Below are 16,559 nucleotides of genomic sequence, written 5' to 3'. Positions count from 1 at the left end.
GCTCTGTGGTGCCCCTCTCCATTCATTTCACTATTATTCAGAGGCGCTCACGAGCCTTCAGCCATGAGCAGCCGTTCGACGTCGTGTGCATTGCGGCAGCGCAGCAATTGCCCGGGTGAAAGCACCACCGAAAAGTCTTCCTGGAACCGCGCCGAAATGGCCTTCAAATGCTGGGGACGCAACCCCAGGCTGATGAAATCCACCGCGTCATCGACCCCGTCTTCCAACGGGCGGCCCAATACACTCAAGTAGAGGTCCAGCACCTTGTTTCTCTTGGTCGAGATGATTCTGGCGACAGGCTCGGCCACTTCATTCGCCGGCGCAGTGAGCAGGCTGCGGGCACGCTGGCGATCAGGCTTGCCGTTTTGCGACAGCGGCAACTCATCCACGCTCAAGAACCGTGTGGGGACATGGGAGTGCGGCAGATGTTGGCGGGCATAGTTGCGCAACTCGGTTGCCGTCAGCTCCGCGGCACCCTGCTGGCCGACATACAGCGCACCGATGCAGACCTCACCTCGACGCTGCTCGCCATAATCCACGACCAGCACGTGCCTGACCGATGGGTGATTGATCAATTCGATCTCGATATCCGGGAGCGACACCCGTACACCGCGAACTTTCACATAGCCGTTGACCCGACTGTCGAAGATCAAGGTGCCATCGCGACGGTAGCGACCACAGTCACCGGTGCGGAACGCACGAACGGCCTGGCCATGTTCATCCCTGACGGTCACGAACTCACTCTGTGTCAGCTCACCGTTTTCCAGGTAGCCCAATGCGAGATTGACACCGGCCGTGTGAATTCGGCCAACAACGCCCGCCGGGCAATGCTCACCCTGTGAATCAAGGGTGAAATAACGGTTACCGGGCAAGGGCCTGCCGTATGGGATTAGCGCTTGGTCATCGGCAGTGATTTCGTGCCAGATACTCCAGATGGTTGTCTCCGTCGGCCCCCCAAGGGAGATCAACCGGGAATCCGGCAGCAGCGCGCGCAGCTCGGCGATCACAGCGGGCTTGATGTAGTCACCACCCTGTGCAATCAGGCGCAGGCTCTTCAAGTCATGAGCGGCGCGGCAAGAAAGAAGCATCTCCAGGATGGCGGGCACCGAACACCACAACGTCACCTGATGCCGGGCAATCAACTGATTCCAGCGCACCGCATCCTTTTCCTCGCCATGGCCAGGCAGTACCAGCGTCGCCCCCGCTGTCAGGCAGCCCAACACGTCGAAAACCGACATGTCATGGTGAAGCGGGGTTACGGACATGAACACATCGCGCTCGGTCACTGCCCAGCGCTCAAGGGTGCTGCCAATGACATTGGCGGTGGCTAGATTGCTCAGCACCACGCATTTGGGCTTTCCGGTGGTGCCCGAGGTATAGAGGTAATAGGCCGGCGCTTCGCTTGACGACAGGTCCTCCATCATCGGTGGAACCTCGGCTTGCGCTGCCAGCAGCTCATCGGGTGTCGCGCAAGGACGCTCGACAGACTCGCCCTGGGTGATCACCACCAGATCAGGTCGACAGTTTTCCAGCAGGAAAAGCCGTCGCTCCTCAGGTGCTGAAGCATCGATGGGGACCCAGATCAAGCCCGTCAGTGCACAGGCCAACGTCACCATCGTGTGCTCCGGGCTACGGGGCAGGCATATGGCAACCACATCGTGCCGAGAAAGTCCGCGCGCTTTCAATGCAGCGATCACCCGGCATACGCCGTCGCCAAGCTCGGCATAACTGATTTGTCGGTCGCCGCTGATGAGGGCGATTCTGGCGTTGCTACGATCAAAGATATTGCTCGCGATCTGCCCGAGAAACGCTGCGTGGCACGCCTCGGTCACCGGGCTATTCAGCCGGTAGTGGCACCTGTCGATAATCGCCGGGGTATCAATGGCAAAAACACCGTTTGCCGTGATCTGACCGATCGCCCTTTCGAAGGCACTCAAGATATCGCTGACCACCGCCGGATCCAGCACTTCGCGCGCATAGTCGATGTCGAACACCAAGGCACCCTCAGCATTCGCCGAGAAGCGGATATCCATCCCCACTTGAGGTGTCTGGGTCAGTCCGCCACACAGGCTCATGGGACTGTCCGCCGGCGAGACCGGCCAGGAAAAACCGTTGGTGATCACCACGGGCAGGACGGGGCCTGGACCGTGGGATTCGAACAGCAACCGGGCAAGGTCAACCCCTGAAAAGGCCAGATGCTGCAAACCCTCCAGCACATCGACTTGCAGCTGGGTAGCCCGCTGCGCAAAACCGTCTGGATCGGTGCTCCAATTGACCGCGATAAAGCTTGAGCGATTGGCGAAGGCACCACTCGTTTGCGGAGCAACAGGCACCGCAACACACACGCCCCCCTCATCGACCCAGTGGGAAAGCACTTCCAGTACCAGCGCCATCAGGGCGGAGTTCTTGAACAGCCGTTGCCGCGCGCCCAGTTTGCAGAACGCGCTGAACGCCGCTTTGGGCACCAACAGGCTCTGTCGCTCATAGCGAGAAGCGCCCACCTGGTCCAGCGGGGTGATCCACGGCAAACGTGGAGCGCCGCTCACGCTGGCAAGTTTGGCTTTCCAATAAACGGCATCCGCCTTGCGTTGGCGGGCGAGGTCTTCTGGCTCGGGCGTAACCTCGGTGAACGGTTCCTCGCCGACCACACCGTCGAACAGTTCAACCATGAGGGTTGCGATCGATCGCCCATCGAGAATCAATGCATCAAGGCGCACAAAAACGCTCAGATGACCTTCCGGGAGCAGGAAAACCGTAACATTCCAAGGCGAGCGATCCAGTTCGAACAGCGCATGTGCATAAGCCTCACGACGCTCCTCAACATAGCCAAGGGCATCGTCTGGCGACAGAGCCGTGAGGTCGATTTCCTGCAGGTTTATCTGCACCTCGTCACTGACAAACTGCACGAGTTTTTGCGCATCGATCCGTGTTCTCAGGCTTTCGTGGCGCCGGACCATCCCGGCCAAACGGCTTCGCAGCAGAGCAGGATCCAAAGAGCCGCGGTATTCGCGAAACTCCTGCATGGCCACGCCGCCCAGCGGCATCTGCGGGCTGCGCCCAAGTAGATAGGCCTGCTGAAGAGCGTTCAGCGGCAGCCCGCGCTGAGAGAACGGTAGATCCAGGACCGCGGAGCAGACTGACGCCTCACGCACGATCGCCACGAAGCGATCGAACAGATTCGACACCCAGGCTTCTGGCAGAGCATCAAGGCGAATGTCCCAATTGATCAATATGCCGCCGTCGGCGCACGCGATCTGCGCGTCGAGTGCAACCTGAGGCCCTTGGGAGATCACCCAGTTCATCGGCCCGAAGACCCGCCGGACGCGCTCCGAGAGAAGATCGCCGCCCGGCATGTCCAGCGCTGCGGTAAACACCACCGGTGCCAGTTGCGGCGAACCATGATGACGAGATAGATCGCGCATCAGATTCACCCCGGGATAGGCGCTATGTTCGAGCAAGTCGAGCATTCTTTTCGCCATCTGCGTGCAAAGGGCTGCGGGGCTGCGGGCCGACTCGATATCCACATCGAGAATCAGCACATTGGCAAAATCACCGACTACCCGCTCGACGTCATCCACCAGTGGCGGACGCCAGAACGAGGGCACGTTGAGGCGGAATTTCCGGTCCCCTGTCTGCGCCCCGAGTACCACCGCGAAAAGCCCCATCATCAAGGTCGACAGGGTCATTCTTCGCTCACGGGCCAGACGCTGCAGCGCCTGACGCTCATCGGGGCCAAGCCATGTGCTTAATCGATGGCTGCGGGCTTGATCAGGCTGAACCTCGAGAAACGGCAATGTGGGCGCAGGAGCGATTTCAGCCAGGCGCTCACGCCACCAAATGCGGTCTCGTTCCCGGGCGACTTTGAGCGAGGTGTCGGTACGCGCCTTGTCATACCAATCGAAGAAAGAAGGCGTGTGTGGAACCGGTCCGTCGGGGTCGTCATAAAACCGTGCGAGGTCTTCGATTAACGTGCGAAAACTCGATGGGTCGATGGCGATCATGTCCGTATCGACGTGCAAGCGGAACTCATCGTCCGCCAGCAGGCTGACCGAGAAACGGACGCCCGGGCAATGACCAAGATCAAGCTGCTGATGAGTCCATTCCTCGCGCTTGCAGAGCAGATGCCGCGCTACTTCCGACTCGATCATCGAGCGTAGATCTTCGACTTCCAGCTGCGGTGACTGGTCCATCGAAGCAATGGATTGCAGGCCATCCGCATTCAGCCGGACCCGCAGCATGGGATGCAGCCGGCATACCCGTTCAAGCGCCGTGCGCAGCCGTTCCAGGTCAATGGAACGACCATCGAACTCGGCATAAAGATGAGCCGAAACTCTCCCTAAAGACGCATGAGCAGCGCGCCCGATCCAACAGGCGGCTTGCATTGAAGTTAACTCTCTCATGGCTCACTCATGTGATTGACAAATCTAAATGATTAGCGTCCCATAATAGAAACGATAATGATTATATTTCAAGACTTAATTTTTCCCCATAGGCCACGGAGGCTTTCCCCCAATGAGATCGGGCACCCTAAGAGCGAATGACACGGATGAGGTGCAAGCTATTGATGAAAAAGAGAGTTTTTCATTTACCTCCGGCGATCGAGAACTAACAGTCGCCGGGATGCTTCAGCGAATCGAAACACCTGCCATTGGCGGCGAAAACGCCAATAGCCTGTTCCAGAAAACCGTGCTGCAAGCCTTCGACCGGGCGCGCAAGGCCGGTCAGAGCAACCCGATAATCGTCGGCGCCATCCCCTTCGATCCTGCTGAAGCCTCCTGCCTCTATATTCCCGAACACGCCGAGTGGCGAACACGAAGCGCCACCGTACAGACAGGCGTCGCAGCACTGCCTGAACTGATCGAGCAAAAAAACATACCGGACGAGCAAGGTTTCAAACGTGCGGTAGAGCACGCGATCGTCAACTTCCGCCACAGTGACGTGCGCAAGGCCGTGCTCTCGGTGCAACGTGAGTTGGTGTTTGCGCAGGACGTGGATGTGGGTGCCATGCAGAATAATCTGCGGGCCCAGAATCAAAGCGGCTATCACTTCCGTGTACCTATGCCGGACGGCGCTACGCTGATCGGCGTCAGCCCCGAACTGCTCGTTCACAAGGACGGTCTGAACTTCGTTTCCAACCCGCTGGCAGGCTCGGCCAAACGCATGAGCGATCCACAAGCGGATCGGCGCAACGCAGATTGGCTGTCAGCCTCGGAAAAGGATCACTACGAGCATCGCCTCGTGACCGAGGACATCGCCACTCAACTGGGGGAGCTGTGCACCCAGCTGAATGTGCCCCAGCGCCCTTCCCTCATCAGCACCCCCGCACTCTGGCATCTCTCCACCCGTATCGAAGGCACCTTGGCGGATCCGACCGTCTCGGCCTTGCAGCTTGCCTGTCGCCTGCATCCAACCCCGGCCGTCTGTGGCTTCCCCACCGAGCGCGCCCGGCGCCTGATCCGCTTTGTCGAACCCTTCGAGCGTGGCCTGTTCACCGGCATGGTTGGCTGGTGCGACGCCCAAGGCAATGGCGAGTGGGTGGTGACCATTCGCTGCGGCACCGTCAAGCGCAACAGGGTTCGCCTGTTTGCTGGCGCCGGCATCGTCGAAGCCTCGAGCCCCGACTCCGAATGGACAGAAGTCCAGACCAAACTCGGCACCATGCTGCGCGCATGCGGTTTGGCCCACTAATACGAACTTTTCAGTAGTGACAATCATGACTATAGAATTCAATCACTGGCCCCTCGACAGAGCACAGCGCTATCGGGAAAAAGGCTACTGGATCGACCAACCACTCACACACATTCTCCAGGCACGCAGCCAGTCGCAACCTCACGCATCGGCGATCATTTGCGGTGATCGTCGTTTCAGCTATGCCGAGCTGGAGCAGCTGTCGTCCAACCTGGCTTCGCGCCTGGCGGCCAGCGGACTTGGCAAAGGCGACACCGCCTTGGTGCAATTGCCCAATATTGCAGAGTTTTACATTGTCTTGTTCGCGCTGCTCAAGGCCGGGATTGCGCCCCTCAACGCGCTCTACAGCCATCGAAAACTCGAACTCAAAAGCTACGCCCAGCAAATCACGCCAAGGTTGCTGATCGCCTCTCGCGAGCATGAAGTCTTTCGCGACGACAGCTACATCACAGACCTCAAGGAAGTGGGTTCCAGCCCCGAAATCACCCTGCTGCTGGGCGACCCGGGTCACGAGAACAACCTCGCCGCCTGGATCAAAACCCCAAGTGAGCACCCCGTGGACTTCTCCCCCAGCGAACCGGGCGAAGTGGCGCTATTCCAATTGTCGGGCGGCAGCACAGGCACCCCCAAACTCATCCCGCGCACCCATAACGACTATCACTACAACGCTCGGGCAAGTGCGCAAGTATGCGAGCTCACTGCACAAACACGCTTTCTCTGCGCCCTGCCTGCGGCGCACAACTTCTTGCTCAGCTCGCCCGGCGCCTTGGGCGTCCTGTATGCCGGCGGCACTGTCGTCATGGCTCCGAGCCCGGAGCCGTCGACGTGCTTTTCGATCATTCAGCGCCATGAAGTGAATACCGTGGCCCTGGTTCCAAGTGCAGTCGCCTTGTGGTTGCAAGCCGCGCCGGAGCACAAAGAGCAACTGCAATCGCTGGAATTCCTCCAGGTCGGCGGCGCCTGTTTCGCCGACTCGCTGGCACGCCAGGTTCCCGAAGTGCTCGGCTGCAAGTTGCAGCAGGTGTTCGGCATGGCCGAGGGCCTGATCAACTACACTCGCCTGGACGACTCTGATGAACAGATCTTCACCACTCAAGGCCGTCCGATCTGCCCGGATGACGAAATCAAAATAGTCGACGAACAAGGCATTCCCGTCCCGCACGGCGAGCCTGGCATGCTCGCCACTCGCGGTCCTTACACGTTCTGCGGCTATTACCGAAGCCCCGAGCAGAATGCCCAGGCGTTTGACCATGAGGGTTACTACTATTCCGGCGACCTCGTTGAGCTCACACCGACAGGTGATTTGCGGGTCGTCGGCAGGGTCAAGGATCAGATCAACCGCGGTGGCGAAAAAGTCGCCTCGGAGGAAATCGAAAACCTCATTGTCCTCCACCCGGACGTGACCCACGCCGGTCTGGTGGCCATGCCCGACGACCGACTGGGGGAAAAGAGCTGCGCCTTCGTCGTCACCCGTAACCCCCTTCTTAAACCACCGGCCTTGAGACGCCACTTGATGGAACTCGGCATCGCCGAATACAAACTCCCCGATCGCATCCGGCTCATCGAGACCATGCCCCTGACGGCCGTCGGCAAGATCGACAAAAAACAACTACGCCAACTCCTGGCGGCGGAAACCACCCGCGCCTGGCTACACACCCGCGTACTGCAACTTGTCGAGGACTGTGAAGACCTGGACCCGGAGGAAAACCTGATTTTCTACGGCCTCGATTCCTTGCGGGTGATGAAGCTCGCTGCGGAGCTCAAAGAGCGCGGCATCGCTGTGAGCTTCGAAGAGCTGGCGGCCTCGCCCACGCTCGCCAGTTGGTGGTCGCTGGTAGACACCAAGCAAAAAGCCGCCTGACCGGGCGGCCTCTAAAAGGAGTTAGGTATGACTTTATCCACCGCCGACCAAAGCAGGCTTGAGCGCTTCTGGCAGCACTGCGTAACGAATCAGTACTTCAATATCGGGTACCCCGAATCAGCGGACTTCGATTACTCCCAGCTGCATCGTTTCCTGCGCTTCTCGATCAACAACTGCGGGGATTGGAACGAATACAGCAACTACCTGTTGAACTCATTCGACTTTGAGAAGGACGTCATGACGTACTTCTCCGAGCTGTTCAACATCGCGCTCGAAGACAGCTGGGGCTACGTCACGAACGGGGGGACCGAAGGCAACATGTTTGGCTGCTACCTGGGTCGCGAACTGTTCCCGAATGGCACCCTGTACTACTCGAAAGACACCCATTACTCCGTTGCGAAGATCGTCAAGTTGCTACGGATCAAATGTCGTGCAGTCGAGTCATTGGCCAATGGCGAAATCGACTACGACGACCTGATGGCAAAAATAACCGCCGACCAGGAACGCCACCCCATCATCTTCGCCAACATCGGCACCACCCTGCGCGGAGCCGTCGACAATATCGCCACCATTCAACAGCGTCTGCAGCAGGCGGGCATTGCCCGTCATGACTACTACCTGCACGCAGACGCAGCGCTGAGCGGGATGATCCTGCCTTTCGTCGATCACCCACAACCCTTCTCGTTCGCCGATGGCATCGACTCGATTTGCGTCTCCGGCCACAAGATGATCGGTTCACCCATTCCTTGCGGAATCGTCGTGGCCAAACGCAAGGACGTTGCGCGCATCTCGGTGGAAGTGGACTACATCCTGGCCCATGACAAGACCATCAGCGGCTCGCGCAATGGCCATACACCCTTGATGATGTGGGCGGCGCTACGCAGCCACTCGTTCGCTGACTGGCGCCAGCGTGTCCACCACAGCCTGGAAAAAGCCCAGTATGCAGTGGATCGATTCCAGGCTGCGGGGATTGATGCCTGGCGCAACGAGAACTCCATCACCGTAGTGTTCCCTTGTCCATCGCAGAGGATTGCGAAGAAATATTGCCTGGCGGTATCTGGCGATACAGCGCACTTGATAACGACACCCCATCATCATGACAACGTAATGATCGACGCATTGATCGATGAGGTCATTACCGAGCTTGAGACGGATGCCTGGCAATTCGGGGGCGCGCATGTCAAACAAGGGGGGAATGAGCGACGGCCTTCAAACTCCATCAGGGAAACGTGCCCCCGATTCGACGTCATCTGAAACTGGCTATTTTCAACACACCTTGAGACAAGCACCATGTCGCCACTTAAAACACCTGAAGCCTGCGAAAACCTCAATGATATTCGGGCAGGCATCGATTTTTATGATCGCCAGATCCTTGAGTCCTTGAAACTACGCCTGGGTTATGTAAAAGCCGCTGCGCAATTCAAAGCCAATGAGCGGGCTATCCCCGCTCCAGAGCGGGTCGCGGCGATGCTCGAAGACCGTCGCGAGTGGGCAGTCGCCGCCGGGTTCGAAGTGGCCTTCGTCGAGAAACTCTACAAGCACATTATTCATTGGAATATCCAACAGCAGATTCTGCACTGGCAAGAAACCTATTCCGACCGAAATACCGCATAAGCCCATAGATGAGCGTATGACCAGGTCTACTGTGTAGACGTTTCCGAGTTTATGGTTCTGAAAGGGCGCCAGAGAGAGGCGCCCTGCCCCTTTTCCTGAATGTTCAGGACTAAAGTTCACAGGCTTTACCCACAAAAGACCTGATGACAGCAGAACCGACTATCCTTGCGGATAGTGAACGCTGCACTCTCGGCAAAAAGGGACGCCATGCCAGACTATGATCGCGCCATCGGCTCCAGACCCGGCATCACATGCGGTGATCGAACCTGCCTGATCAGGCCTTGGTTACCCTGGATGACTTCAATTGCGGTTTTCTGTCTTTTCACGGCAACTCCCGGATACGGCCAGAACCTGCCAACTGCAGCGGGTGTCGAAAACGCCACGGTTACGGTGATTCAAGCGCAGGAAATCGTTTCCAGGGCCACCCTCGAAGCCGTTCGCTGGAGCGGCCCTGAATCCGGCCCGCAAGCCCTGCGGGGCAAGAGCATCGCCCTTGTCGCAGAAGATTTGCGTAACGGTGGAATTGTCGGTGTCGCGCAGGGCGCTCGCGAGGCAGCCAGGGCGATGGGCTGGACGCTGAAAATATTCGATGGCGCTGGGTCATCGGTCGGGCGCGCAAAGGCCTTTTCCGATGCCCTGGCAGCGAAACCCGACGGCCTCATTCTGTGCGGTTCCGATGCCCTTGAGAACAATGCGGCGCTGATCCTCTTCGCCAACAGGGATGTGCCGGTGGTCGGCTGGCACGCAGGGGCACGCCCCGGGCCGATTGACGGCACGCCGGTGGCCATGAACGTCACGACCGATCCGCTCGAAGTGGCTCGCCTCACGGCCATGGCGGCAGTGGCACAGTCAAACGGACACGCCGGCGTGGTCATCCTGACCGACTCCAAATACAGCATCGCCATGGCGAAAGCCAACGCCATGGAAAACGTCATTCGGGCCTGCCGGGAATGTACATTGCTGGAAGTGCGCGATGTCGCGATCTCCGAAAGTGGCGAGAAGATGCCGGCGATCACCAACGAGCTGCTTCAGCGCTATGGCAAGCGCTGGACCCACACGCTGGCCATCAACGATATCTATTTCGACTACTCGATTGCCTCATTGACCAACGCTGCAATACCCAGTGACAGCATCAGTCTGTTGTCCGCCGGTGATGGCAGCGCTTCGGCTTTCTTGCGCATACAGGCAAAAACCTACCAGACCGTCACCGTGGCCGAGCCGCTCAACCTGCATGGCTGGCAAGTGATGGATGAGTTGAACCGGCTGTTTGCAGGTCAGCCGGTGAGCGGCTTCGTAGCACCGATTCACCTGGTCAATGCCGACAATATCGCCTTCGACGGCGGGAAGAAATTCCAGTACGACCCTGACAATGGTTATCGAGACATCTATCGCCACCAATGGAACCCCTGACATTGGACGTCATTTCCCGGCTCGGACGCCAGCTGTTGCCGCAATCGCTACGCGCACAGTTCACACTGGCGTTTCTGACACTGGCGCTGCTGATCCTGGCGGGTGGTGCAACTGCGGTCTACGCGTTGCGCACATCAAACAGCGCCACCCGCCAGCTGACGGATGAACGACTGGTCCGCATGCAAAATGGGCAAGACATGCTGCATCGTACCTTGCTGATCGAACGCCAGACCGATCAGCTTCTGACAACCCGCTCCCCCGACACCCTGCGTTCAAGCTATGCAGCGACTGTCGAACAGCTTGAAGCCCTTGATCAGCTGGTGCAGCAGCTGACTGCCGCGAACAGTGGCGTGGCGATACTCGACATGTATCAGTCGAGTCAGATGTTCCGCAATACCGCCAACATCGTTGCGCAATTGCGCGAAAGCCTGCTGCAAACCGAGGTCACCTTCGAGCAAACCCTGGAGGATCACACCGCCCGGTTAACCGCGGCCCAGACCCGGGCCAGCCTGGAGCTGGCGGTGTTACTTTTCGATCTGCCGCAGGCTGTTGACAGTGATGCCGTGCAACGCCTGCAGATCCGGTATGAGCACCTGTCACGCACCACAGGCAAGTTACCCGACGCTGATGTCGAGATACCCAAGCTCTTCTCCCTACGCCTGAAGCTCATCAATCAGCACAACGTCATACAGCGGTTCAATGAGGAGCTGAAGAATGAGGCCGGGGTTCTGGTCGCGTTGGCCCGTGCGCAATCCAGTGCTTACACCGAAGACTATCGCGAAGCCGTACAGCGCCTGGTGGAGGCCTCAAACCGTAGCCAGCAATGGGTGTTGATCATGTTGGGCGCCAGCCTGGTGTTCGCCTGGTTTGTGACCCGGGTCTTCATGGGCCGTCATGTGCTCGTGCGCCTGAATGCAATAAGCCGGCAATTGCGTCAGGAACACACTGACAAAACACATTTGATGATGGCGGAGCATGGGAAGGACGAGATCGCCAACATGGCTCGTGCAGTGAATCAATTCCTCAAAGACCGACTTCAGCTGGAAAAAAAATCGGTTCAATTGAGTATCGCCACAGAGCGACTCGCCGTGCAAAACAGTCGATTGGAGCAAGAAGCCATCATCCGTACCGGACAAGGTCATGTCCTGGAGCTGATCGCCAGGAGTACCGAGCTTGCAGAAGTCCTCGACAGCCTGGCTCACCTGGTCGAGTCCCAACTGGAGGGGATGATGGTGTCCATCCTGGTGCTGGATGAGGACGGCAAGCACCTGCTGCACGGGGCTGCGCCCAGTTTGCCGAAAGCCTATAACCAGCTCATTGACGGGATTGCAATCGGTCCGAACGTCGGTTCATGCGGCACCGCTGTGTATCGACGAGAACCGGTCATCGTCACGAATATCGAGCTGGATCCGCTATGGGAGGATTACCGTTCAATTGCTGCGCCCTATGGGTTTCGCGCCTGCTGGTCGACGCCGATCCTGTCCCATGAGCGAAAGGTATTGGGTACGTTTGCCTTGTATTCCAACACTGTACGCAGCCCTGGCTCGACCGAGACGCGACTGATCGACATGGCGACACCGCTTGCCGGCATTGCAATAGAACGCCAACTTACCGAGCAGCGCATTCGCTTTATGGGCGACCATGACGCACTGACCGGGCTGCCGAATCGCACACTGCTCGAAGACCGCCTCAAGCAGGCAATACTTTATGCTCAGCGCTACAACCGCCAGGTGACGGTGGCGTTTCTCGATCTGGACAAATTCAAACTGGTGAATGACAGCCTTGGGCACAGTGCTGGAGACGAACTGCTGAAAACCGTCGCCCAGCGCATGCTGGAATGTGTACGCCGCACCGACACCGTCGTGCGACTGGGTGGCGACGAGTTTGTGATCATCCTGTTCGACCAGCCCTCAGACCTCGACGGCGTTACCCCTGCCCTGCACAAAATCCAGGAAGCCATCCTGCGGCCGATTCAGCTAAGCGGACATACACTCCACGTCACCTGCAGCATGGGGTTGGCCACTTACCCTGCCGACGGCAGCGATACCGACACGTTGCTCAGCAACGCAGACGCCGCGATGTACCGGGCCAAGGAGCTGGGTCGCAACAGTTACCAGTTCTATACGAGCGAGATGAATAACAAGGTTCAGGGCAAGCTCGCCATGCAAGACGGGCTTCGAAATGCACTCAACCATGACGAGTTCCTGCTGCTGTACCAGCCACAGGTGGATTTGCAGTCAGGTCAGATTATCGGCGTAGAAGCACTGATCCGCTGGCAGCACCCCGAGCTCGGCATGGTGTCTCCAATCAAATTCATTCCGCAGGCCGAAGAAACCGGGTTGATCGTGCCCATCGGCGACTGGGTGATTCATACCGCGTGCAGACAGAACAAGGACTGGCAGGATGCGGGCTGGCCGCCGATCACCATGTCGGTGAATATTTCAGCACGCCAGTTCATCGAAAGGGACCTGATCGACCGAGTGAGGCATGCCTTGAAAGAAACCGGACTGGACCCGATGTACCTTGAGCTGGAGCTGACCGAAAGCCTGATCATGCAAGACCTTCAGCAAGCCATCAACAAAATGAAAGAACTGCAATCAATGGGGATCAGCCTCTCGATCGACGACTTCGGCACCGGCTACTCCAGCCTTGCAGCCTTGAAAAGCTTCCCGATTGCGAGACTCAAGATCGATCAGTCTTTCGTGCGCGATCTGCCCGACAACGAGAACGACAAAGCCATCGCCACTGCGGTGATTTCGTTGGGGCACACACTGAACCTCAGGGTCATTGCCGAAGGTGTCGAAACCCAGGAGCAGCAAACCTTCTTGCATGAAAACGGCTGCGATGAAATTCAGGGCCACTTTTTCAGCAGAGCGGTCAGTGCAGAGGAAATCAGCCTGTTACTGCGTACGCCCCGATTGCCTCAATCGAGCCGCATTGCGAGCCCTGACTCGGCAAGGCGAAAACGCGATGTAAAACGCCCAAGCAGCCCAATGCCCGGGCATTAATGACTCAGTGTGGCGTACGTTCGGCGTGGTCTTTCACATGCTCATGAAAAGCGCTCATCGGGTGACCTCATTGCCATCCAACAGAGGCTCTTCCCCCGTGTTCGCGTAGACCGCTTCATTGTCCTTGGGGACGAGCAACACAATCGCACCGACGATGACTTCAAACATCCCGCTGCCGACGATGACCATGCCGGTTTCGAACCGGGCATAAAGTGCCGCACCGCAGGCCCCGGCAATGAGAATGGAGGCCCCCAGCGCGGCATAGCGTAACCTTGCCAGCCCGGCAATCTCGCTTTGCCTGAACGTGGTTTGAATCAGCAGAATGAACGAGATGTCGATCAGCGGCCCGCCGAGCGCGGCCAGGCCTGCGCCGAACATCATCCCGACCAGGACGTACTCCGCTGGCAGGTACATCACCGCCGCACCGATGGTCGCAATGCCCAGGCCGTTGACCACCGAGCCGAAGGTAAAACCACCGTACAAGCGTCGGATATGCAGGTTGCCGACGACAAAAATAGAGATCAGGTTGCCGCAACCATAGGCGCCCATGATCAGGCCGTAGGCGGCAAAGCCCCGTACACCGAAACCCTGGATGTCGTACTTGACCACGGCCAGCGCCATGCCGATGGAAATGCCCAGGCTCCAGGCGACGTTGCCCAACCCCGCACACACATACACCACCTGCATCTGCCGACGACCGATCAGGCTGCGCCAACCGGCGGTGAAGGCGGCACGCCGGCTCGTCACCTTGACCGGTTGGCGAGGCAATGCCGTGCTCAGCTTCATCACCGCCCAGGCCGAGATCAGGAACGTCAGGCTATTGAGGGTAAACAGATGTTCAAGCGGAATCAGCAAGGTAATGGCCGCGGCCAGCATCGGCCCGATCACCCGGGCCACCCGGATAATTGCGTCGAACAGCGCGTTGACGGCCTGCAACTGGTCCGGCGCCGCGACAATACGTGGCAGGCTGGCGCGCAAGGCCGGTTCGAACAAAGAGTTGACGATCATCATGAGCATGACCGGCACCGCCAGCATCCACAGGCTCAGGATGCCCAACGCCCAAGCCAGCATCGGAATCAGCGCGAGCCCGGCCCGCGCAAGGTCAGCGCCGATCATCGTGCGTCGATGGTCCCAGCGCTCGGCCCAGATCCCTCCCAGCAACGCGCCCGCCAGCGCCGCCCCGCCGCGCAACGCACTAAGCCAACTCGCATCGGTGCCGGCGATCTGCACCGCCATCCAGGCGACAGCGATCGCGAACAATTCGTCGCCGATCGAGGATAGCGCCAGCCCTCCCCACAGCAACGCCACAGGCCGCTGAAGCAACGGTCTAAACAACTTCATATCATCAATTCCGCACATGAAGACCCGTCATACAACGGACCTGTAAGCCCACTATTGGCCAGATTGACCAAGCGCAAGGTCGATCACCGAAAAGGCCAAAAGCTGGTAACGGCCCAGGCAGTTCGGGCACAGCAAGAAGCGAGCTTGCTCACGATGACCGCGACTCGGTTTTCAACCTGACCTTTGCACTCCCCGCAACACTGAATTGTCATCAGGCACATTGATAGCCGCCTAACGAAAGCCCCATGCTAGGGGGCTAACTCGGCGCTTATATCATTCCGAATGATAGTTACCTTTGCCTCATTCGATTCGTTTGATACAGCCCCGCCGAGCATCATCCGCCCATCTCAATACAGTGGCGGATGTATCCATGGAACAGTCATTCAAACATTTGCGCTTCCCCTTGGCCGTTTTGGCCATGCTGGTGATGAGCGCCTGCGGCAAGACCCCGGGCACCGCTGCCGCCATGCCTGCGGCCAAAGTCAGCGTGGCCAAGGTGCTGGAACAACCGGTCAACGAGTGGGACGATTTCACCGGCCGCCTCGAGGCACCGGAAACCGTCGAGATTCGTCCTCGGGTGTCAGGCCAGATCGACGAAGTCGCATTCACCGAAGGCGCCCTTGTGAAAAAGGGCGATTTGCTGTTCCAGATCGACCCTCGCCCCTTCCAGGCTGAGGTCCGCCGTCTTGAAGCCCTGGTTGCCCAAGGTCGCGCCAATGCTACCCGCAGCGAAAACGAAGCCCAACGCGGTGAGCGCCTGCGCACCAGCAATGCGATTTCTGCCGAGCTGGCCGACTCGCGCAGCAGCGCCGCCCAAGAGGCCCGAGCCGCTGTCGGCGCCCTCCAGGCGCAACTGGACCTGGCCAAACTGAACCTCAGCTTTACCCGCGTCACTGCACCGATCAGTGGCCGCGTCAGCCGTGCGGAAATCACCGCCGGCAACCTGGTCACCGCCGATGTCACCGCGCTGACCAGCGTGGTCTCCACCGACAAGATTTACGCCTACTTCGACGCCGATGAGCGTGTGTACCTCAAGTACACCCAGCTCGCCCGCCAGGGCCAACGCGGTCAAACCACTCCGGTTTACCTTGGTCTGTCCAATGAAGAAGGCAACCCACACCTGGGCCAGATGAACTTCGTCGACAACCAGGTCAACCCGAAAACCGGCACCATCCGCGGTCGCGCCGTGTTTGACAACAGCAAGGGCGAATACACCCCCGGCCTCTACGCTCGCCTGAAACTGGTGGGCAGCGGGACCTATTCCGCTGTACTGATCAACGACGAAGCCGTCGGTACCGACCTGGGTAAAAAGTTTGTACTGGTGATGGACGCCGACAACAAGTCGGCTTATCGCGCCGTCGAACTGGGTCCGAAGATCGAAGGTTTGCGCATTGTACGCAGCGGCCTGAACAAGGACGACACGATCATCGTCAAGGGTCTGCAACGGGTGCGTCCGGGTTCCCCGGTGACGCCTGAAGTGATCCCGATGGCCAGCCAGGAAACCCTCGCGGCCCTCGCTCAACAACGCCAAGCGCTTGAAGCCAGCAACCTACCCCAAGTCGCACCTGCCAAGGTTGCGCCGGGTACGGCTGTGAAACTCGCCGCTGCGACTCCACGCGGTTAAGGGACGACAACTC

General features: G+C 58.8%; 9 protein-coding genes. 7 read left to right on the top strand and 2 right to left on the bottom strand.

Going from position 1 to position 16,559, the window contains the following annotated elements:
• Positions 1 to 47: 47 nt before the first annotated feature.
• Entirely contained in the window at positions 48 to 4,382 is a 4,335-nt protein-coding gene (locus AABM55_RS14490) for an amino acid adenylation domain-containing protein (protein WP_347929955.1), read from the bottom strand.
• A 130-nt stretch (positions 4,383 to 4,512) separates the two neighbouring features.
• On the opposite strand from AABM55_RS14490, the gene AABM55_RS14485 reads away from it, so the two are divergent.
• From AABM55_RS14485 to AABM55_RS14460, 6 genes are all read left to right on the top strand, one after another.
• A complete protein-coding gene (locus AABM55_RS14485) occupies positions 4,513 to 5,688 on the top strand; it encodes an isochorismate synthase MenF (RefSeq protein WP_347929954.1) in 1,176 nt (391 codons plus the stop codon).
• A gap of 25 nt (positions 5,689 to 5,713) precedes the next feature.
• Positions 5,714 to 7,549: a (2,3-dihydroxybenzoyl)adenylate synthase gene (locus AABM55_RS14480; RefSeq protein WP_347929953.1), complete on the top strand. Its 1,836-nt coding sequence runs from the start codon at positions 5,714 to 5,716 to the stop codon at positions 7,547 to 7,549.
• A 27-nt stretch (positions 7,550 to 7,576) separates the two neighbouring features.
• Positions 7,577 to 8,803 carry a histidine decarboxylase gene (locus AABM55_RS14475; protein WP_103314537.1) on the top strand — a complete coding sequence of 409 codons (1,227 nt, stop codon included), beginning with the start codon at positions 7,577 to 7,579 and terminating at the stop codon, positions 8,801 to 8,803.
• Positions 8,804 to 8,839: 36 nt separating this feature from the next.
• On the top strand, positions 8,840 to 9,163 hold the full coding sequence (locus AABM55_RS14470) for an isochorismate lyase (protein ID WP_054597213.1): 324 nt from the start codon (positions 8,840 to 8,842) through the stop codon (positions 9,161 to 9,163).
• Positions 9,164 to 9,553: 390 nt separating this feature from the next.
• Positions 9,554 to 10,573 (top strand): substrate-binding domain-containing protein, encoded by a 1,020-nt coding sequence (locus AABM55_RS14465; RefSeq protein WP_347930032.1) that lies wholly within the window; start codon positions 9,554 to 9,556, stop codon positions 10,571 to 10,573.
• Positions 10,561 to 13,581 carry an EAL domain-containing protein gene (locus AABM55_RS14460; RefSeq protein ID WP_054597212.1) on the top strand — a complete coding sequence of 1,007 codons (3,021 nt, stop codon included), beginning with the start codon at positions 10,561 to 10,563 and terminating at the stop codon, positions 13,579 to 13,581. The genes AABM55_RS14465 and AABM55_RS14460 overlap by 13 nt, the downstream gene beginning before the upstream one ends.
• Before the next feature lie 54 nt (positions 13,582 to 13,635).
• On the opposite strand, the gene AABM55_RS14455 is transcribed toward AABM55_RS14460, so the two are convergent.
• Positions 13,636 to 14,922, bottom strand: a complete 1,287-nt coding sequence (locus AABM55_RS14455) for an MFS transporter (protein ID WP_347929952.1) — start codon at positions 14,920 to 14,922, stop codon at positions 13,636 to 13,638.
• 370 nt (positions 14,923 to 15,292) lie between these two features.
• Here AABM55_RS14455 and mexE point away from each other — a divergent pair, with 370 nt between their 5' ends.
• Entirely contained in the window at positions 15,293 to 16,546 is a 1,254-nt protein-coding gene (gene mexE, locus AABM55_RS14450) for a multidrug efflux RND transporter periplasmic adaptor subunit MexE (RefSeq protein ID WP_054597210.1), read from the top strand.
• The last annotated feature ends 13 nt before the right edge of the window (positions 16,547 to 16,559 follow it).

Source organism: Pseudomonas helvetica, assembly GCF_039908645.1.
GTDB lineage: Bacteria > Pseudomonadota > Gammaproteobacteria > Pseudomonadales > Pseudomonadaceae > Aquipseudomonas > Aquipseudomonas helvetica.
This window is presented reverse-complemented; position numbering and strand designations above follow the sequence as displayed.